The following is a 21,691-nucleotide window of genomic DNA, read 5'->3' on the forward strand; positions in this document are numbered from 1 at the left end:
CAAGGGGATTTGTCCCGACTCTTCGGGGGAAATCTTTGGATGAGAATTCGTCATACTTCTAAATTATTTTAACCGCAAAGAAGTCAAAAGTATTCGCAAAGTGGCGCAAAGAAAGCATTATCTAAAACCTTTGCGTTCTTAGCGTTACTCTTATTTTCCTTTGCGGTTAATCGACTAGTCGTCATTTCGACCGCAGCGCAGTCCCGAATGTTCGGGAGAGAAATCTTTGGAAATAAATGACAAAATACAAGGTTAAAAGATTTCTCGGCTACGCTCGAAATGACGAGAATGTATAGCCTTCACCTTAAAATAACCAACTACAAAAACACGGGCCTATCCAATTTCTTCGCAATGCGATACGCAGCATTCATCAATCCCACATGGCTGTAAGCCTGTGGAAAATTACCCCACTGACTGCCTGTTTTCGCATCTACATCTTCGCTGAACAACAACAAGTGGTTGCTAAAGGAAATGATATTTTCAAACGCCTGTATCGCCTCATCAAGTCTGCCTACGCAAGCCAAAGCTTCCACATACCAAAAAGCACAAATAAGGAACGTCGTCTTCGGTTTACCAAAATCATCTGCATGCAGATAACGGTAAAACAAACCATCTTCAGTTTTCAATTCCTTCTCCAAACCTGCCAAATGGTCTTTCGCACGCTGTGACGACGGATCTAGATAATTCATCACGATCAACTGGAGCGTGCTAGCGTCCAGATGTTTACTTCCCACAGCGTTGGTATACACCTTTCGTTCCTCATCATAACAGGCTTCAATATGAGCAGCAGCTTTATCAATCAATATCTTTGCCCTGTCTTCTAGTGCCTGATTGCCTATGGTTTTAGCCATTTTTAACGCTGCATTAGCACCAGCCCATTGAAACAAGTTACTATAGCAATGCATATTTGCAATGTTCCTAAATTCCCAAATCCCCGCATCTTTCTCATCAATGGTCATCTCAATTTTTTTAAGAACACCGTCTATCCAACGAACCGAATCTCCTCTTTCAGAAAAAACAAAACGATGATCCGTATAAAGCGGTAGCATGGAAATAAGCACCTGACCGTTAATATCATTTTGAATATGCTCGTAAGCCTGATTACCCACACGAATAGGCTGTTCGCCCATGTAGCCTCTTAAATGCTCCAATGTTTCTTCTACAATATGACGCTTCCCAGTAATGCCATATAAAGGTTGATATCGTTTATCCGTATCAAAAGTAATATCAGAAATGTAGTTGAAGTACTTTTCCATTTCCTCAAAGTGGCCAATATGATTCAGGGAAGTCAGCGTATAATAAGAATCACGGAGCCAGCAATAACGATAATCCCAATTCCGAGTACTTCCTGGGGATTCGGGCAAACTAGTAGTACTTGCCGCAATAATGGCCCCAGTATCTTCGTATTGATGTATTTTAAGCACCAAAGCTGAACGAATGACGTAAGGCTGGTAAAAACCTGCAATGGAAGAATGTTTGATCCAAACCCGCCAATAAGCAGTTGTTTCTCTCAAAAATTGCTCCGCAGTAGCTACAATAGGTGCATCCAGCGTATAGCCATAAGTAAAAATGAGGTATTTCACATCATTGAGCACAAAGTCCTGCTCTTTTAAGATATAATTTAGGGAGACATTGGTGGTTAGGCGCAAATCTTCATCACAACCCATATAATCAATATGATTACTGCCAATGGCTGTTCTCATTTTACTTCTCCCATAATCGCAAACGGGTTCACAAGCGATTTTTATCCTGGGATTACCTTCCAAAGGTTCTATCTTTCTAATGAGCATCAAGGGCTTAAAATAACGCTCGTGCAAATGAAACCGAGGTGCAAAATCTGTAATGCGATACCTACCATCTGCAGCGGTAATTTCTGTTCGCAATACATTGGTGTTTTCTATATAATATTGATGTGAGCTGTAATCTGAAGTAGGCAGAATCGTGCATTTACCGCCTTTTTCTTCATCGAGCATACTGCCAAAGACAAAGGAACTATCGAATTTAGGCCAGCATAGCCAACTGATATTTGTGTTTTTATGAATGTGAGCGATGTACGAGCAATTACCGATGATTCCAGTTTGATATAAGTGTGTAGCTGTCATAAATAAAAAAGGGATGTTTATGATTACAACAGCAAAAGCACTCGATGGTTTAAAAAAGACTGAAATCGCATAAAAAAAGCGGGCCATTACCCGCTTTACTTTTATCATTTATGCCAGACTTTTACATTGTCTTTAGTGCTAAATAAAGGAAAAACATCCTTAAATCACGGTGCCATTTGGCACTATGGCTCCTTTTTTAACCACTACAATTCCATCCTTAACTACATAAAAACCATAATCACCTTCAGCCAAATGCGCGCCACCATTGATGCGTACATCATTTCCTATTTTCGAGTTTTTATCGATAATGGCATTGTTGATGTAACAACGATCACCAATACCAAGTAAAGGAATTCCCGCTCTACTGGCTTCGTTAATTTCTTCCAGTGTTTGATAACGATCACTGCCCATCACATAACAGTTAGCAATGGTAGTTCCCCGTCCAATACGTGACCTAATCCCTAACACGGCATGCTCTACCCTACTGGCCTGAACAATACAGCCTTCCGCGATAATGGTCTTTTCCAAAGTAGTGCCTGATATTTTTGAAGGAGGCAACATCCTCGACCTTGTAAAAATGGTGTGGGCAGTGTCAAACATGTTGAACTGTGGCAAATCATCCGTTAACCCCAAATTGGCTTCAAAAAACGAAGAGATATTACCGATATCTGTCCAATAGCCTTCATATTGATAGCTCAATACTCGGCTGTTTTCCAAAGCCCTCGGGATAATTTCTTTACCAAAATCTTTCTCCTCAGGGTTTTCATTTAACATCTTGATCAATACGTCTCGATTAAAAACGTAAATACCCATAGAAGCTAAGAAATTTTTACCGTAGCGTGCCATTTCCACTCCTGTATCGGAAGTCCAGTCTGGCAATAATTCTGTTTTAGGTTTCTCAATAAACGAAGTGATGACATTATGTTCATCCGTTTTCATGATGCCAAAATCTGTGGCATCTTTAGCCGTAACAGGAATAGTAGCAATGGAAATTTCGGCTTCAGCATCAATATGCGCTTTTAGCATTTCCTTAAAGTCCATTTGGTACAACTGGTCACCAGAAAGAATCAAGATATAATCAAACTCATGACTCACAATGTGGTGCATGCATTGACGCACGGCATCGGCAGTACCCTGAAACCAAGCTGGATTATCAGGGGTTTGTTCTGCGGCCAAAATATCCACAAAAGCCTTCGAAAAATGGCTAAAATGGTAAGTGTTTTTGATGTGCTTATTTAACGAAGCCGAGTTGAACTGCGTGAGCACGAACATGCGATGTATACCAGAATTCAAGCAATTGGAAATTGGAATATCGACTAAACGATATTTACCCGCAATTGGCACGGCTGGTTTTGATCTGGTTAATGTTAATGGTGACAATCTTGAACCTTGACCACCTCCAAGGATCACTCCTAATACTTTTTCCGTCATAGCTTTGTTTTACATTTGGTATATATCAATGTATTGCTGTGCCGAGCTGTCCCACGAATGGTCTATCGACATCATATATTTTCTAATTTCTTTCACTTTTTTCTGATCTAAATAAAGTTCGTATGCCCTACCTATGGCGTGTCCAACATCCCAAACACTACTTTGATCATGGCAAATGCCAAAACCACCATCTCCAATATCAATTACCGTATCCTTTAAACCTCCTATGCGCCTTACAATAGGAATGGTTCCGTACCTTAACGCATACATTTGATTAAGGCCACAAGGCTCCACTCTTGAAGGCATCAACAAAAAATCTGCACCCGCATAAATTTGATGCGACAAAGCTTCGTTGTAACCAATATAGGCATTATACTTGCCAGGATAGTGTTGCGTAATTTCATTCAACCGATCTTCAACTTGTGGATCTCCTGAACCTAGCACCAAAATATTAATTCCACCACCGCTTTGCGCCAAGGCATTGTAAAAAATATCAGGTAATAGGTCTGCTCCTTTTTCTCCTACCAAACGACCAATAAAGGTGTAAAGTGGTTGATCTGGATCGAGGTTAAAAACACGGCAAAGCTCATCTTTGTTTGCTTTTTTTCCACTTTCTAAAGTTCGGGCATTATACGTTTTTACAATCATCGAATCCTTTTGCGGATTCCAAACTTCGATATCTATCCCGTTAAGCACACCAATAGATTTACCTCGCTCTTGTGCCAGTAAACTTTCTAGTCCGTTGGCTGCATGACTGATTTCATCCAAATAACTTGGCGACACAGTGGTCACTCTCCAAGCACATTTAATGGCTGCAGCCAAAGGGTTAATGGCACTGCTCCAATCTAACTTACTGGTATTAATCAAATCAAAAGGTGGCAGATAATGTAATTTATCCCAACCAAATTGTCCCTGATATTGTGCATTGTGAATGGTCAATACTGTTGGAACTTGATTAAGCTTGCTGAACTGAAAGCAATTGCTCATCATAAAGGGAATTAACCCCGCATGATGATCGTGAACATGTACCACATCTGGTTGATGTTCCCATTGAGCCATCCAATCTAGCGCAGCAATTTGAAAAGCCAAAAAACGTTCGGTATCATCAGCAAACCCATATACGCCATCTCTATCAAACAAGCCAGCAATGTGTACCAAATAGATATCAAAACCTAGTTTATTGGTCGATTCTCTTAATATGCGAGCCTGATAACTGACAGCGCCTACTTTTACCCAGCCATCGTAAACCGTCTCAAATTCGTTTTCGTATAAAAATTTAGAATTGTAGGCAGGCATCACTACCTTGGCCACATGGCCAAGCTTGTTCTGATATTTAGGCAGTGCACCCACAACATCACCCAAACCACCTACTTTAGCAATAGGATAACACTCGGCACTTAGATGTATGATCTCCATAAATGATACTCGGATAGAAATTGTTTTAAATTAGGCAAATCATTGAGTATTGCAAACTTTTACGCCAAATAAATTTCTAAAATTGCCGAAGATCAGTTTTGCCACAGATGCACAGATAGAAAATAGTAGGTATAATTTTAAGCAAGAACTTCGTCATTGCGAGGTACGAAGCAATCTTAAAAAATTAAAGAGGCTGTTACTCGCTTTAGGATTGCTTCGTACCTCGCAATGACGTCACACAAAAACTCATAAAAAGAAAAAGCTGGGCTTGGGGCCCAGCTAATCACAACCAAACAAAAATATTACTCTAAGTAATAAGCTTTTAATATTCTTCTTGCGCCATAATGGCGTAGAACTGATGGATGGAATTGAACTGCGGATGTAACGACACCACATTTCCAAATACCAGTAATGCTGGCGAACTCAATTTCTTTTCTTCTATTAATTCTTCGATGGTGTCTACAATGCCCACGACTACATTCTCTTCTTTAGACGATCCATTTTCGATGACCGCCACTGGCAAATTTGCTTTACCTTCAGCTTTAAATATTTCTGCAATTTCTTTGATTTTTTCGATGCCCATTAAAACTACAATGGTCGCATTTGATTTTGCAGCAACATACAAATCAGGTGAGATTAGCCCCTGTGAATTGGTCCCTGTAACTACCCAAAAACTTTCGCTCATGTTGCCATAAACCATAGGGATTTTCTGTAATCCTGGTACGCCAAGCGCACTAGAAACGCCAGGTACAATCTCTGTTGGAATGCTATAAGATTCTGCTACGTGGATTTCTTCGTATCCTCTTGCAAATACAAAAGGATCTCCGCTTTTTAGCCTTACGACATGGCCGTAGTTCAAAGCATAATCTATCATCAATTTGTTGACTAATTTTTGAGAGAAAGATTCATCATCGGACTGCTTACCTACATAAACTTTAATTGCTTTTTCAGGCGCATGATTTAGCAAAGCTTCGTTTACCAAAGCATCGTACAAAACCACATCAGCAGTTGCCAATGCTTTTACACCTTTTAAGGTTAACAAATCTGGATCACCAGGACCTGCACCTACCAAAGTTATCTTAGGTTCTATGGTATTTCTTTCTACTTTTTCTAAAATCATCTTTGCTCTTTTTTAATCAATGATACAAATGTATATAAATTCTACCTATTTAGTAGTATTTATTTAAAAAATAAATACTACTAATTGATCTTCAAGCAAATAAATTAAAGGAAAGAAATATATTCTCTCTAAACATTTATCTATAAAATAAAAAAGCCACCCTATAAAGGTGGCTTAATATTCCGTAAAAATTCAAATATCATCTGAAATATTTGAATATCGTTTTTATTTGTTTCCCATGACTTTTGGTTTTAGTTATTCATATTGTAAGGCAACTTTTTCTGCAATTCTTTGAATTAAGTGTAAATATGGTGATAATAAATTAGTGTTTCTAGTGGTTGGCAAAATAATTTTATTTTCTCTGCTTTCTCTAATATGTACTAAGACATTACGGATTTTTTCGACATTTGTTTTAACAGTCTTCAAAAAAGTTTTTGAGGTGTTATCTAGCTCTTGAACTGAGCCAACTAAAGCGCTAATAACAAATCCTCCATCAAAGGTAATATCTTTTTTGAAATATTCAATGTTTTCAGCAATTTCAAGTTTTATGTCTTCAATTGAAAGGAAATCAATTATTAATTTTTCCAACTTAGCTGAGTCATCGTTTTGTTTGAAATTATCTTTAAATTCTTCAGTAATTAGTTTTCCATAAAATGACGAGTTCTCAATCAAATCAGGTCTTTTTATAATATTTGTGATTTTTCTTTTGAATTCTTCTGAGAAATGATAATACGAGCAATATTCTAATACTTGAAAATAAAACAAGAACTTCATTCTTGTATTGGAAGTTACTCTTGCTACTTCAAAAAGATCTATTAAAACTGGATCCAGTTTACGGACATTCATCGTTTTAGGGTAATCATTTGAATTGTTATAGCAGGGAACGCTAAAGTTTTCTGTTTCAGCATCAACCTCATAGATAAGTATAAAAGGTGATCTGCGATCGTAATATTCAAGATAGAAGTTTAAGTTTTTTGAAAACTCTACAAAATTTTCTTCAACGCCCTTAAAATTTCCTTTAACCTTGAAGCTAATTGGTTTTTTCTTCTCGAAATACCTCTGTATATGATTTGGCAGGTCGTCTTTAATATAAAAATCCCTAAATTTTGATAAATTTCTATAATTTGTACTTGAGCTTATTTTCTTTTCTCTAAAGCCTTTTGACAGGACTCTAAGTGCATCAGAAGGTTCTGAAAATTCTGCCTCAAATTCATCGCCTCTGAAATAAAAATTGAATTTTCGTCCAACAATAGCGTCTTCTTCGTTTAGGGGAGTATAAATATATTCAATAGTTTTACTATCGGTATGGTATAATGCGGCAAGTTCTGGCGGAAGAAATATATGTTCTAAACTAGAAAAATCCTCATCATTTTTAAACCTGCACATGAAAGTATCATCATCCCATAATCCTTCTAAATTTAAATGTTCTGTTTCATTAACTACATTAATTTGATCATTCGTAGCTTTTAGTTTCTTTAAGAATTTATTCTGCATTAAGAGTTTAAGTTAGATTTATATTGATACTAAACTATTTTAATTGTTTATAAATTCCAAATAAATTCTTTCTTACTAGTGCTTAGAGGTAGGTACGTCCACCAAATTAGCCCTTACCTTAAAGGTAATTTTGCCTTATGGGTGGATTAAAAGTTGGTGCAGACAGGGGCTTGAGCTATACGGGCTTTCCTTTCTATTGACGAATCTAACTATAAATAGTGGCCGACAGATATAATAAACTATTTAGAAGCTGGAGATTCTTCGCTACACTCAGAATGACAACCAGGTTAAGAAACAATTAATGGCGAGGCAATAACCTAAGTCAAATTCCTATCTCTAAACCAAACCTCATCTGGCTTGGCAGAGAAATTTTGCATTTTTTCGACTAATACGGCTGCATCAGCTTCATTAAATACCAAATCTCTATTGGCTTGCTTTAAAAAACGATGCTGTACCATCACATCCATTTGTGCAAAAAGCGGATCATAAAAGCCACCAACATTCAATACACCGATGGGTTTGGCGTGTAAGCCCAATTGCAACCAAGTAAGCACTTCAAAAAACTCTTCCAAAGTACCAAAGCCGCCTGGCAAGATCACAAATCCATCAGATAAATCGGCCATTTTCTGCTTCCTTTGATGCATATTTTCGGTAATGATCATTTGTGTAATGCCTTTATGCCCTACCTCTTTATCCATCAAAAACTGCGGAATTACTCCTGTTACCGTTCCGTTCAACTTTAAAACTTCGTCGGCAATGACGCCCATTACCCCTACGCTACCGCCACCATAAACCAGTGTAATTTCTTGAGCTACCATTGTTTTTGCTAAATCAACAATCGCTTGCTTTAGTCCTTCGTCTCCATTAAAATTTGCGCCACAGTAAACGCAAAGTGATTTCATATTTTCCATGCTGTAAAAAATGTATGCGAAGATAAGCTTTCTTATTTTTTCCTTAAATAAAAAATGGCCAGCACAAGTACCGACCATTTATCTTCATGATGATTTATCTAAGACTTACGACGCTTCATAAACTTCGTAAGTCTATTCTATGACAACATTAAAAAGTATATCTTATCGTAGCGCCATACGTTCTTGGATCGCCCAATACCCCAGCGTACAAACCTGAGTTTCCTGCTGCTGCTTGTAACTGCTCAAAATAGTTCGTGTTTGCCAAATTACGTCCCCACACAAATAGCGAGAATTTCTCTGACCTAAATCCTATCCTTGCATTTAACAAGGTATAACCATCTATCACTAAAACTTTGGATGGTGTTGGGTTTGAAGAATATTCCGAACGGTAGCTCACATCACCCGCGATAAAATATCGGCCTTCTTTCTCAATCAAGTTGCCAGCAGTACTCAATTCAGCACCTCCAGATATATTCCATTTAGAAATACCCGGCAAGCGACCTCCCGAAGCATCTTTAAAAGCTACTTGCGTTGAAACACCGTTGATTACTTCAGTATGACCAGTTTCTTCTAACGGCAATGGTGCATTGGTGAATTTCACATATTTACCATCCAAATAAGCAACCGCAGCATTTAAGGTCAAAAACCTGCCTGCCTGATAACTACCATCAATTTCCAAACCTCTCACTCTCACTTTTTCGGCATTGGCTAAATAGCCTCTGTTTGCGCCTAATTGAGGCGATTGCACGTTGGTTTGATAATCTTTAATATCGGTATTAAATGCAGTAATGTTTAACAAAGCGCCAGCAGTAGGCTTGGTTTTCACACCCAATTCATAATGCTGTACATATTCTGGTTTTACCCTGGCAACCGAAATATCTGCAGCGCCAGATGATGTCGTTGGTAAACCGCCCACATTCACACCTACAGGCTTATATCCCGTTGAATAAGTTGCAAAGGTATTTAGTCGATCATTAGGTCGATACGACAAAGTCAGGTTACCTGAAAGGTTATTGTTTTCGGTGCTAATGTTGAATTGCTGATTGGCGTAAACTGCGGCTTTTAACGCCAGCAAATTAGCATCCGTGGTTTGCAAACCTCCGTAAGTTTTTCTATCGTAATCCACGTCTTTTTTATCATAAGTGAACCTAATCCCCGGCAACACATGAAGCTTATCAATCACTTCCCAATCTACTTGGGCAAAAGCCGCTGCACTTAAAGATTTAATGGTTGAATTGGTTCTGATCCCGAATCCATCTAACAATCCTGGAGTTGAGTATAATGCTTGTTGACCTGTAGCACTTGTTTGCACAAAACGCCATTGATCTTTGCCTACTTCTTCGGTTTGCCCCAAACCTTGTAGGTTTTGACCAAGTACAAACACGCCTACTACACCACTTAACTTATCGGTAATATCACCAGCATATCTCACTTCTTGCGAATATTGATCGTGACGAGTATTTCCTTGCGACTTAGTTAATGCCGAGAACTCTGTAAAGTCTCTATCGTTGGTAGGATCCCAATTCCAAAATCTCCAAGCGGTGGTAGAAGTCAATTTACCATTACCTATTTTATAGTCAGCATTTAAAGAAATCCCCCCTATTGATTGGTTGTGTCTCCAAGGCGTATTGGTATAAATCTCTCTTGAAAAAGGATCAATTTTTGGCTGTTGATAACCTAAATCGGAAACAATTTTAGCGTATTGGCGATAAGCACTTCTTTCTGTGGTGGTTACTCCCGCCGCTACTAAAGGATAGCCTGCTGGATGCTGCACACTCACATCACCGCTTAACAACAACTCTAACTTTTCGTTTGGCGTGTATAGGAACTGTGCTTTAGCCCCTAAATTGTTTTGTCCGCTATATTTACGTTCTTCTGGAACATTCCATATCGTACCATCACGTTGCGTACCCGATATGGATATTTTGGCAGCAAGATTTTTGGCCAATGGTCCTGTTACCGTTGTTTTGGCCTGGATAAAATTATAATTACCATAGCTCAGTTCTACTTTTGCGCTTGGAATTAAGCTTGGCTTTTTAGTAGTGATATTAAAGGCACCCGCAGTAGTGTTTTTTCCAAACAAAGTTCCTTGCGGACCCCTAATCACCTCAATTTGATCAATATCGATAAAATCGGTTGAGGTTGCCGCAGGGCGAGCATGGTAAACACCGTCCACATAAAAACCTACGCCTGGATCTATCCCGTCATTGGTTAAACCAAACGTTGAACCCAATCCTCTGATATTTAAAGTCGTATTTCTTGCATTTGAAGCATAAAGCTGTACCGAAGGCACCAATTCTTTCAATCGGTTCACGTTAAAAGCTCCTGCATTTTCAGCGGCCTGTCCACCAATTACCGTAATGGGAATAGGTACTTCCTGTAACACTTCCGAACGACGTCTGGAAGTCACCACAATTTGATCCAGCTGTGAAGCCTCCAGCAAAACAAGCTCTAAAGGCGTAGCTGAAACAGTTAACACTTGGAAATCTTGCGGTTTAAAGCCCACCGAGCTTACCTGAATATAAAAAGGTACTTCAGGAACTTGGGCTAATCTGAATTCGCCTTTTTCATTGGCACTTGTCGAAATATTAGCCCCTCTAATTTTGATGGTGGCGTGGGGAACTGGAGAGCCGTCAGCCCGTTTGACTATCCCTGTTAAGGCAGTTTGGGCGAAGGTAACATTTGCTGAAAATGTTAGCGATAAAAGAGCTAGGATAAAAAGGTAGATGTGATTTCTTAGTGAGTATAGTTTGATTTTCATTTTTTGTATAAAATGTTATAATATTTGCTGTATGGGTATTTTCAGATAATTGAAAGCGTTTTTCTTCATACAGCAACACATGGGATTAAGTGATCTTTTCATGTTCATTTTTTTAATTATATATAATATCTATAGATTTAGTAGACAAATATATTAAAGTTTTTACATTTCAACATTTTATTTTAAAAAAATAACGGTTACGCAGTTACAAAGCGAAAGTGAATTCAGCAATTTTCGGATTTTATTACTGCTCCCCTATCTGAATATTTGCAGGATAAACATAAGCGATCAGCTACTCAAAAAATGAGCTGAAAGCGAATTAACATCATATATTATGCAAAGATTCACAGGCAAATTCGCACTGATTACTGGTGGCACCAATGGAATGGGCTTCGCCACTGCAAAACAATTTATCCACGAAGGTGGTCATGCCATCATTACAGGTCGAAGTGCTGAAACCGTAAACCATGCTTTGGAACAGTTAGGCCCAAATGCCCACGGCATTGTATCCAATGCAGGCAAAATGACTGATATCTGGAAATTGAGAGAAGAAGTTAGCAGATACACAGATTCCATCCATCTCCTTTTTGTAAATGCAGGCTACGGTAAATTCTCAGGGATAGCAACAGTTAGCGAGGAACATTTTGATGAACTATTTGACATGCTGGTGAAAGGTACCTTTTTCACTGTACAGCAAATCCTTCCCTTAATGCGTAGCGGCAGTTCGGTAATTTTTAACACTTCCTTTGTCACTACCATTGGTACGCCACATTTTTCTGTTTATTCTGCCGCAAAATCAGCGGTGGTTTCATTTATCAAAACTTTTTCAGCTGAACTTGTAGACCAGGGTATACGTGTAAACGGAATTAGCCCAGGGCATATCAAAACCAATATTTTCAACAACACAGGCTTAAGTAAGGATGATATTGATTCAGCTCTACAAAATATCATTCCTAACATTCCATTCAAAAGATTGGGTGAACCAGAAGAAATTGCCAAAGCAGTTCTCTTTTTAGCCTCAGAAGACGCTTCCTATATTCACGGTGAAGAACTAAGAGTGGATGCTGGGATTTCTCAAATCCGCTAGCAAATAGCAAAAAATAAAAAACGGGGCAATCAAATGATGCCCCGTTGCTTGTATTTTATGGTTAAGCTACCGCTAACTACTTACTGGTGTAATTTGGCGCTTCTTTAGTAATTGTAATATCATGTGGATGACTTTCACGCATACCCGCAGCTGTAATTTGTACGAATTGGGCTTCTTGCAATTTATCAATAGAAGCAGCACCAACATAGCCCATACTTGCACGTAAACCACCAATGTACTGGTACATTACTTCTGCCAAAGTACCTTTATATGGCACGCGACCTACGATACCTTCTGGCACCAATTTCTTAATATCGTCTTCTACATCTTGGAAATAACGGTCTTTTGAACCTTGCTCCATGGCTTCGATAGACCCCATACCACGGTATGATTTAAACTTACGTCCTTCGTAAATGATGGTTTCGCCTGGGCTTTCTTCCACACCTGCAAACAATGACCCTGCCATTACCGTGCTAGCACCAGCGGCAATAGCTTTGGCAATATCACCAGTGTGTTTAATTCCTCCATCAGCAATTACCGGAACACCTGTACCTTTTAAAGCCTTGGCACACTCAAAAACTGCATACAATTGCGGTACACCTACCCCAGCGATAATTCTCGTAGTGCAAATAGAACCCGGACCAATACCCACTTTAACAGCATCAGCACCCGCATCAGCCAAAGCTTTTGCCGCAGCACCAGTAGCAATATTACCAGCAATCACCTGTAATTCTGGATATTTGGCTTTTACTTCTTTTAATTTATCAATAACCCCTTTAGAGTGACCGTGAGCCGTGTCAATCGCAATCACGTCAACACCTGCTTTCACTAAGGCGTCAACACGTTGCATCGTGTCAGCAGTTACACCAACGGCAGCACCTACACGTAAACGACCTTTTTCATCCTTACAAGCTACTGGATAGTTTTTAACTTTTTGAATATCCTTGAAAGTAATCAAGCCGCTCAAAAAACCTTGCTCATCTACCACAGGTAGTTTTTCAATTTTATGGTTTTGCAAAATCTCTTCTGCCTCTTTTAAGTTAGTTCCTTCAGGGGCAGTAATCAAGTTCTCTTTAGTCATTACTTGCGCAATTGGCTTGCTCATATCCTTTTGGAAACGCAAATCTCTATTGGTAATGATACCTACCAGTTTGTTATCAGAAGTAACGACTGGAATACCACCAATTTTGTGCTCCTTCATAATTTTAAAAGCATCTGCAACAACCGATGTTTCTAACAAAGTCACAGGATCTTGGATCATACCGCTTTCCGAACGCTTTACTTTGCGTACCTCTTCGGCCTGTCTTTCAATGCTCATGTTTTTATGAAGCATCCCCAATCCGCCATTTTGGGCAATGGCAATGGCCAATTCCGCCTCAGTAACGGTATCCATTGCTGCCGAAACTAAAGGAACGTTCAGCTGGATTTTTTTGGTTAAGAAAGTGCTAGTGTTAACATCTCTAGGCAATATTTCAGAATATGAAGGCACCAAAAGCACGTCATCATAAGTCAAACCTAAAGCAATAAATTTTTGGGGATCGAGTTGCATAGCAAATAAATTACGAATTATTATTTGCCAGGCAAAGATACAGTTTTTTAGCTTAAAATAAAATTCCGATTGTTATATTTTGGTAAAGCAATTGTTGTTTTTCTTTGACAATTCCAGTCCTGCTGTACGTTACTATCTTTTTGTTTCTTCGACTGGGCTGCAAACCTCGTAGGTTTAACTTTTGTTCCAAATTATCCTTCAGCCATAAAGTTTAAGGGTCGGTTGTTTCAGAAACCTACGAGGTTTGCAAAATACATAGGCCTAGCTAGTGAAACAAAAAGGATATCCATTTCCATCAGGTTTATTTTACCTCAAACTTTACAACTATTCACGCTAGTTTGTAGCGTTTATCAAAAGTGTTGCGTATTAACACAAAACCTAAATCATGAATAAACCAAACCTGTATTTTATTTACATACTTTTATTTAGCCTATTTTTCGCCTTTGGCTGCAAAAAAGGAAAAAACCATAGTAAAACTAAGGATGAGCAAGAACTTCAACAGTTGATGGTAAAAATCAAAGCCTTAGCAGAAACCAGTAAATGCGGCGACAATGCAGAAATCTTAAGTATTGCAGTAGGCGAAAAAGCCTGCGGCGGACCAAAAATTTATGTACCGTACACTTCGAGCATTAACGTTGATGAGTTTAAAACCTTAGTGGCGAAATATACAGCACTCGAAAAAACATACAACAATAAATGGAACATCGTCTCTGATTGTGCTTTGGCTCAACCGCCCAAATCAGTAACCTGCCAAAACGGAAAATTGATTGTACAATACAATTAACCTACACTACTGATATGAAGCGTCTCTTTTTACAATTGGTAGCAGTAGTTTTATTGTTGAGTTGCTTAAGCTGCAGCAAAGACATTGTCGAGAACAAAAAAACCTTAGATAAACTTTACGAAGTTTATAAAAACGGTCAAATCAGCATTTGCAAGTACAATGGTCAAACGGTTTATAGCGCCATGCAAAACGTTTACGATTCCCCAGAAGTAATATATGATAAAAATGGGAATCCAATAGGCAATTGTAATTATGCTTGGGGACAAGTAGATGCGATGTGTAAAGAGGTAACAAATTGCAAAATAATTTATATGGTAAAAGATAATATTTGGGGCCAATCCGCAACAAATGTTTTCAAATTAGGCAAGTAATAACATCATTAAACTTAAAACTAATTGATCATGGATAATTTGTATTTATATATTAAAGTTTCATTTCAATTCTTCTTCGACAGATATTTATCCTAATTTCATTACCACAATTAGGAATTATTTAAATGAGGAATTTATTTGTTGCAATCCTATTACTGATTGCAAGTTTTAGCTACGCACAGAATTTTAAGTATGCTTTTGTAACCGACACCCATGTGGGTACCGCAACTGGCGAGGAAGACTTACGAAGAACCGTTACCGACATCAATCAACAAAACGACATCGATTTTGTGCTAGTTACTGGCGACATCACCGAGATGGGCACCAATGAAGAGCTCAAATTGGCAAAAGAGATCCTCGCTAACCTCAACAAACCCTATTACGTCATCCCCGGCAACCACGATACTGGATGGTCGGAATCTGGTGGGGTTTCTTTCATTACCACCTTTGGCTATGACAAATTTACCTTTGACCATAAAGGCTACCGTTTTATAGCGTGTGCTTCGGGGCCGTATGTGCGTATGAGCGACGGACACATTCCTCGTGATGCCACCGTTTGGCTCGATAGCTTATTGAAGAAAACACCTGCATCAATGCCAGTTGTTTTTGTGAACCACTACCCTATCGACAACAGCCTTGACAATTGGTATGAGGTTACTGATCGTTTAAAAACCAAAAACATTCAATATGCCATTTGTGGTCATGGGCACCAAAATAAAGCTTATAATTTTGAAGGCATAGCCGCTACGATGGGACGTTCTAACCTACGTGCAAAGGACAGTATTGGTGGTTATAACATTGTAAGCATGGCCAAAGACACCGTGTATTTTGCCACGAAAAAGCCTACTGAAACGCTACTACCAGCTTGGCGAAAAATTGCGCTTAAAACTTTTGTTAAGGACGGAAAAACCTATGAAAGACCAGATTTCTCCATCAACAAAACATATCCCAACGTTAAAGCCGTTTGGACTTACCATTCTAATGCGAACGTGGTTAATACGCCAGCATACAGTAATGATTTAATTATTTTTGGAAATAGCTTGGGCTTAGTTGAAGCGCTAAACCGCAAAACAGGAAAGCCCATTTGGACCTTTCAAACCAAAGGGGCTATCTACTCTTCTCCAATTATTACCAACGGATTAGTCATTTTTGGCTCTGGCGATGGAAATATATACGCTTTAAATCAAACATCGGGCAAGTTAAAATGGAAATCCGCAGCTAGTAAATCTGTTTTGGGATCGCCTGTAATTGAAGGACAAACATTATTTATTGGCGCAAGTGACAACACCTTTAGAGCACTTGATATTAAATCGGGACAAATTAAATGGGAATTTAAAGAAGTAGAAGGCACTATTGTAGGCAAACCACTCATTTACCAAGGGAAAATCATTTTCGGTTCATGGGGCAGACATTTATACGCTTTGGATCTCAACAAAGGCAATTTAATCTGGAAATGGAACAATGGAAGTGCCAACAGAATGTTCTCGCCAGCCATGGCCACCCCTGTAGCTACAAAAGGAACAATTTACATTGCAGCACCTGATCGTGTCCTTACGGCTATTGATGCCAATACAGGCGAAACTTTATGGCGAAACAACCAAGCTAAAGTTCGAGAATCTATTGGTATTTCTACCGACAGCTCTTTAGTATATGGCAAAACCATGCAGGACGAAATTGTAGCTTACAAAACCACTCGAACAGACGAAGGTATTGCTTGGCAATTTAATGTAGGCTATGGTTACGAACACACCCCTTCAGATCTGATCGAAAAAAATGGCAAGCTTTTCTTCGGAACCAAGAATGGAACCGTGTACTGTGTTGATCCTGTCGCACGAAAAACCTTATGGGCCCACAAAATAGACAACTCGATGGTGAACACATTTAAAGTGATTGACGATAAAACATTACTGGTGAGCACCATGGATGGAAAGGTAACGTTAATTACAGAAAAATAACTAAAAAGCCATTTCGCAAAAATACCTCACAAAAAAGTCCCGCATGTGCGGGACTTTTACATTTATTTCTTTCCTACCACCACTCTCGCCATCGCGTTCCAATCTAAATATTTATTGGCCATCTCTTTCAAATCTTGAGCAGTAATGTTTTTAACGGTTTCTACGTAATTGCTATAGTAGCTGTAATCTAATCCAAAAAAATGGATGTTCTTGAACTTATCAGCATGCGAAAAAGCATTCTCCAGACTGCCCAGCATAGAACCCAGCATATAGTTTTTAACCAAGTCTAGTTCCTCATCAGCAACAAGGTCTTCTCTTAAAAGCGTAATTTCCTTTTCAATTTCTTTCAAGGCATCGGCACATACATTAGCGCCAACTTCTGTAGCTAAAAAGAAATAACCTGCATGTTTTAACGAGGCAATACCCGAACCAATACCATAAGTATAACCCTTGTCCTCACGTATGTTAGCCATTAACCGAGAACCAAAATAACCACCAAATACACAATTTAACACTTGCAAAGCAGGAAAATCGACATGAGTGCGATTAATGCTCAAATTACCCATTCTAATGGCAGACTGCAATGCTTCTGGCTTTTCAATGTAAATATCTTCACCAGCTTTTACTGAAAAACTGAAATGATTTCGGTCGAAACTTTCGCTGTTTTGCCAAGCGCCGCCAAAAACCGTATCCAATACCTCAAAATCCTTATCTACAAATTTACCTGCAATAATGATGGTACAATTTTTTGGTTGGTAAGCTGCTTTGAAATAAGCAAGCAAATCTGTTTGCTGCAATTGGTCATAATCCGATGGATTAATATCAGAACCATAAGCCGTATCCCCAAAAATAGCATGGGCAAAAGTTTTACGGGCTAAATAATCGTTCTTTTGCAAGCTCACCTGCAATTTTTGCTTCTGATTTTGCTGATAAATTTCCAATTCGTGTTGCGGAAAAATGCTCTCGTTTAACACCGAAAGTAAAATGGGCAAAACTGAAGACAAGTGCTTGGTCAGTGTATACAGCGTAATGGTCGTAAAATCGGCGCTATATTCTGTCTGCAAAAACGCACCATAGTAATCAACACCATCCGCAATTTGTTTTGCCGTTAATGTTGACGTTCCACTGTTAATCAAACCATTTACCGCTACCGCTTGTAGAGGCTTTTGCTCGCTCCAGTTGGCATTCTCAAAAATAAACTCGATACGCACCAACTCCTGTTCGCCAGCATTTAAAATATAAACTGGAAGCCCGTTGGCCAGTGGTTTCGAAATAGGTTGAATAAAATTAATATCACTTACCTGATTAAATGCAGGAGCTACTGTTCTGTTAAGCATTGGCTAAATAATATAAGGTTGATGATTTTTCTTTCTTAAACGTGGTGTTGGCCACCGCTCTAATCTGCTCGGCTGTTATACTCAAGTATTTGTTAATTTCTACATTCAACGAGGCTGCGTCGCCCAAAAGTTCGTAGTAAGCCAAATTCATTGCCTTATCCAACAAGCTCATTTCGGCAAATACCATAATCGATTCCGATTTGTTTTTCACCTTGGTCAACTCGTCATCACTGACCAGCTCTGTCGCAATCAATTCAAGTTCTTTCCATATCGCTTTTTCAGCCATTTCCATACTCACCCCCTCTACCAGTTTACCTTCTACCACAAACAAACCTTCGTCTAAACTACTGGTGATATACGCATTGATTTCACTAAACAGCTTTTGTTCCTTAAGTAAACTGTTAAACAACCTCGACGATTGCCCCTGCGACAAAATATCCGAAAGCAAATCGAAAACCTGGTAATTGGCATCTGTTCTGCCCGACATTTTAAATGCTTTATAAATCGCATTCAAAGGCACATCTGCTGTTACCGTCAAACTTCTTTCTGCTACTTGCTCAGGTTCCTGAGGAAGGTTCCGCTCATATTTATCACCTGCAGGAATTGGTCCAAACCATTTTTCAGCCAATTGCTTTACTTCCTCAGTCTTCACATTTCCGCCCACCACCAAAATAGCATTCTGCGGAGTGTAATGCTTTTTGAAAAATGCTTTCACATCTTCCATTTTTGCATTCTCAATCTGTGCCAAATCCTGCCCAATGGTGGCCCAGCGGTAAGGATGCTTTTGGTAAGCCAACGGACGCAACTTTAACCAAACATCGCCATAAGGCTGATTAAGGTAACGCTGCTTAAACTCCTCGCAAACCACATTACGCTGTGTTTCCAAGCTCTTTTCCGAAAAAGCCAAGCTCAACATCCTGTCACTCTCCAACCAAAAAGCCGTCTCAATGTTGGCCGCAGGAAGGGTGATGTAATAATTGGTGATGTCGTTACTGGTGAAGGCATTGTTTTCGCCACCTACACGCTGCAAAGGTTCGTCGTAACTTGGAATGTTCACCGAACCTCCAAACATTAAATGCTCAAACAAATGCGCAAAGCCCGTTCTTCCCTCCTCTTCGTCCCTCGCGCCAACATCATAAAGTATATTTAAAACTGCCATTGGCGTGGTTGCATCCTCATGCACCAAAACCTTTAAACCATTAGCCAGTGTAAAACGATTAAAATTTACCATAGGCAACAAAGATAACCGAATTGTTGAATTGCCAAATTGCCGAATTGTTGGCAGATTGTAAAGATGAGGGTGCTTATGTAGACTAATATTAGTCGCAGTTTTTCTGGAAAATGAGCATCAGCATTCCATCGTTGCTGTAGTCCCGCTATCCGCTATAGTCCCGATACTCGGGAGCTGCCGCTACTATCGGGTTTAATTAACTCACGACAAAGCTGCTATCAACCATCTACTTTGCGCCCGCTGCGAAATTCACTATTTTTCTTTGCGGTTATTTTTTGTGGTAAAATCATAATTTACAAACCTCGTAAGTTTTTAAAACCTACAAGGTTTAATCTTATTTAATTAACGCCAAGTGCATTAAACCTATAAGGTTTGTACGAATTCGACAATATAATTTATACGTTAAAATTCGTTAATCTGAGCAATCTCATCATCTGTTAATCCCGATAATACTTACCTTTGTACTATGAATACAGGAGAATTACTGCAAAGGGCACTTCAGTTTGATTTTTTGAGCAAAGAAGAAGGTGTATTTTTATATCATAATGCCAGTACTGCCGAATTGGCTTACGTGGCCAATGAGCTTAGAAAAATACAGGTACCCAGTGGTAAGGTAACTTGGCAAATTGACCGCAATGTAAACACCACCAACGTTTGTATTGCCAACTGCAAATTCTGTAATTTCTTTCGTAGACCAGGGCACGATGAAAGTTATATCACCGATATTGAAACCTACAAGGTAAAAATCGAAGAAACTTTTCGTTTGGGGGGCGACCAATTATTATTACAAGGCGGCCATCACCCTGACTTAGGTCTAGAATTTTACACCACTTTATTTAAGCAACTTAAAGAGCTTTATCCTGATTTAAAACTACACGCTTTAGGTCCGCCAGAAATTGCACACGTGGCTAAACTGGAAGGCATTTCGCATACCGAAGTATTAAGCGCTTTAAAAGAAGCTGGCTTAGACTCCTTACCTGGTGCTGGAGCAGAAATTTTGAACGACAGGGTAAGAAGGCTCATTTCCAAAGGAAAATGTGGCGGACAGGAATGGCTTGACGTCATGCGTGCCTGCCATCAATTAGACATTACCACTTCGGCCACCATGATGTTTGGCCATGTGGAAACCATTGAAGAACGTTTTGAGCATTTGGTTTGGATACGTGAGGTACAAAGCGAAAAACCTTCTGATGCGAATGGCTTTTTGGCCTTTATTCCTTGGCCTTTCCAAGATGACGGCACTTTATTGAAACGCTTAAGAGGCATTAGCAATAATGTCACTGGCGATGAATATGTACGCATGATTGCGTTGAGCCGCATTATGCTGCCCAACGTTAAAAACATACAGGCTAGCTGGTTAACGGTGGGCAAATCGGTAGCGCAACTTTGCTTACATGCTGGCGCCAACGATTTTGGCTCGATCATGATTGAAGAAAATGTAGTTTCGGCCGCAGGAGCACCACACCGTTTTACCGCAAATGGCATACAAACGGCCATCAAAGAAGCTGGTTTTGAACCTCAATTGCGTGGACAGAAATACAACTACCGCGAATTGCCTGAACACTTGGAAGAACAAGTAATCAACTACTAACGGGCTGCTTAAAATTGTTCAGATGAAAAGAATTGTCCTGATTTGTGTTTTTGCATTATGGAGTGCATTTACTTTTGCTCAAAAAAACTGGGTAAAGCAAAAACTTACTAGCCACTTTACGGCAAGTTTCCCATCTGCTCCAAGCCAAACGGCTAGCACCACTTTTGCACTTAAAGACAGTACCAACGTAATTTATACCGCCACTTATAGCTTTATTGCCCAAAATTTAAAAGTGGAGGAAAAGATTTTTGAGAAACTAGCAGCCACTAACGAATTTGCGGGTGAATTTTTAAGCACACTGCAGGCTACGCTGCCTCAATATAGCTTGGAAAAACTACAGCTTAAACAACATAAAAATTACGTCAACTACCTCACCTCTGGCAGAAACGAGACGGAGAAAAAGACCATTTTCATGAATATTGTTTTTGTGAACGGTGTATATTACAGTCTTTCGTGTATCGTGCCAGATGGTATCCAAAGTAACAAAGATCTCTTTTTAAATTCGTTTCAGATTGACAAATAACAGCTGAGCCATATCGGCTCTGATGTTT

Annotated in this window: 16 protein-coding genes; 6 read left to right on the forward strand and 10 right to left on the reverse strand. The window is 39.2% G+C overall.

The window, feature by feature from the left end; genetic code table 11:
- Window positions 1-317: 317 nt before the first annotated feature.
- The 7 genes from DUT70_RS07695 to DUT70_RS07725 all read right to left on the reverse strand — a co-directional run bounded on the left by DUT70_RS07695 (window position 318) and on the right by DUT70_RS07725 (window position 11,235).
- On the reverse strand, window positions 318-2,102 hold the full coding sequence (locus tag DUT70_RS07695; protein ID WP_113647205.1) for a glycoside hydrolase family 15 protein: 1,785 nt from the start codon (window positions 2,100-2,102) through the stop codon (window positions 318-320).
- A gap of 159 nt (window positions 2,103-2,261) precedes the next feature.
- Window positions 2,262-3,533, reverse strand: a complete 1,272-nt coding sequence (locus tag DUT70_RS07700) for a glucose-1-phosphate adenylyltransferase (RefSeq protein WP_113646749.1) — start codon at window positions 3,531-3,533, stop codon at window positions 2,262-2,264.
- 9 nt (window positions 3,534-3,542) lie between these two features.
- Window positions 3,543-4,949, reverse strand: coding sequence for a glycogen synthase (locus tag DUT70_RS07705; protein WP_113646750.1), 1,407 nt, complete (start codon window positions 4,947-4,949; stop codon window positions 3,543-3,545).
- Between the two features lie 322 nt (window positions 4,950-5,271).
- Window positions 5,272-6,069, reverse strand: coding sequence for a uroporphyrinogen-III C-methyltransferase (cobA, locus tag DUT70_RS07710; protein ID WP_113646751.1), 798 nt, complete (start codon window positions 6,067-6,069; stop codon window positions 5,272-5,274).
- A gap of 255 nt (window positions 6,070-6,324) precedes the next feature.
- Window positions 6,325-7,563, reverse strand: coding sequence for a hypothetical protein (locus DUT70_RS07715; RefSeq protein ID WP_113646752.1), 1,239 nt, complete (start codon window positions 7,561-7,563; stop codon window positions 6,325-6,327).
- A 317-nt stretch (window positions 7,564-7,880) separates the two neighbouring features.
- Window positions 7,881-8,474 (reverse strand): LOG family protein, encoded by a 594-nt coding sequence (locus DUT70_RS07720; protein WP_317047813.1) that lies wholly within the window; start codon window positions 8,472-8,474, stop codon window positions 7,881-7,883.
- A gap of 148 nt (window positions 8,475-8,622) precedes the next feature.
- Window positions 8,623-11,235 carry a TonB-dependent receptor gene (locus tag DUT70_RS07725; RefSeq protein WP_113646753.1) on the reverse strand — a complete coding sequence of 871 codons (2,613 nt, stop codon included), beginning with the start codon at window positions 11,233-11,235 and terminating at the stop codon, window positions 8,623-8,625.
- Between the two features lie 334 nt (window positions 11,236-11,569).
- Between DUT70_RS07725 and DUT70_RS07730 the strand changes: the two genes are divergently transcribed.
- Window positions 11,570-12,322, forward strand: a complete 753-nt coding sequence (locus DUT70_RS07730; protein ID WP_113646754.1) for an SDR family oxidoreductase — start codon at window positions 11,570-11,572, stop codon at window positions 12,320-12,322.
- A gap of 76 nt (window positions 12,323-12,398) precedes the next feature.
- On the opposite strand, the gene guaB is transcribed toward DUT70_RS07730, so the two are convergent.
- On the reverse strand, window positions 12,399-13,871 hold the full coding sequence (gene guaB, locus DUT70_RS07735; protein WP_113646755.1) for an IMP dehydrogenase: 1,473 nt from the start codon (window positions 13,869-13,871) through the stop codon (window positions 12,399-12,401).
- Window positions 13,872-14,256: 385 nt separating this feature from the next.
- Here guaB and DUT70_RS07740 point away from each other — a divergent pair, with 385 nt between their 5' ends.
- From DUT70_RS07740 to DUT70_RS07750, 3 genes are all read left to right on the forward strand, one after another.
- Window positions 14,257-14,655, forward strand: a complete 399-nt coding sequence (locus tag DUT70_RS07740; protein ID WP_113646756.1) for a hypothetical protein — start codon at window positions 14,257-14,259, stop codon at window positions 14,653-14,655.
- A 14-nt stretch (window positions 14,656-14,669) separates the two neighbouring features.
- Window positions 14,670-15,026: a hypothetical protein gene (locus DUT70_RS07745; RefSeq protein WP_113646757.1), complete on the forward strand. Its 357-nt coding sequence runs from the start codon at window positions 14,670-14,672 to the stop codon at window positions 15,024-15,026.
- A 125-nt stretch (window positions 15,027-15,151) separates the two neighbouring features.
- Window positions 15,152-16,981 carry an outer membrane protein assembly factor BamB family protein gene (locus DUT70_RS07750; protein WP_113646758.1) on the forward strand — a complete coding sequence of 610 codons (1,830 nt, stop codon included), beginning with the start codon at window positions 15,152-15,154 and terminating at the stop codon, window positions 16,979-16,981.
- A 62-nt stretch (window positions 16,982-17,043) separates the two neighbouring features.
- Here DUT70_RS07750 and DUT70_RS07755 read toward each other — a convergent pair whose 3' ends face one another.
- Window positions 17,044-18,318 carry a M16 family metallopeptidase gene (locus tag DUT70_RS07755; protein ID WP_113646759.1) on the reverse strand — a complete coding sequence of 425 codons (1,275 nt, stop codon included), beginning with the start codon at window positions 18,316-18,318 and terminating at the stop codon, window positions 17,044-17,046.
- Window positions 18,311-19,549 (reverse strand): M16 family metallopeptidase, encoded by a 1,239-nt coding sequence (locus tag DUT70_RS07760; RefSeq protein ID WP_113646760.1) that lies wholly within the window; start codon window positions 19,547-19,549, stop codon window positions 18,311-18,313. The genes DUT70_RS07755 and DUT70_RS07760 overlap by 8 nt, the downstream gene beginning before the upstream one ends.
- Before the next feature lie 466 nt (window positions 19,550-20,015).
- Between DUT70_RS07760 and mqnC the strand changes: the two genes are divergently transcribed.
- Together mqnC and DUT70_RS07770 are read left to right on the forward strand one after the other, a co-directional pair.
- Window positions 20,016-21,140 (forward strand): cyclic dehypoxanthinyl futalosine synthase, encoded by a 1,125-nt coding sequence (mqnC, locus tag DUT70_RS07765; protein ID WP_113646761.1) that lies wholly within the window; start codon window positions 20,016-20,018, stop codon window positions 21,138-21,140.
- Between the two features lie 22 nt (window positions 21,141-21,162).
- Complete coding sequence (locus DUT70_RS07770) at window positions 21,163-21,663, forward strand: hypothetical protein (protein WP_113646762.1); 501 nt, start codon at window positions 21,163-21,165, stop codon at window positions 21,661-21,663.
- Window positions 21,664-21,691: the final 28 nt, after the last annotated feature.

It is taken from the genome of Pedobacter chitinilyticus (genome assembly GCF_003313385.1).
Taxonomy (GTDB): domain Bacteria; phylum Bacteroidota; class Bacteroidia; order Sphingobacteriales; family Sphingobacteriaceae; genus Pedobacter; species Pedobacter chitinilyticus.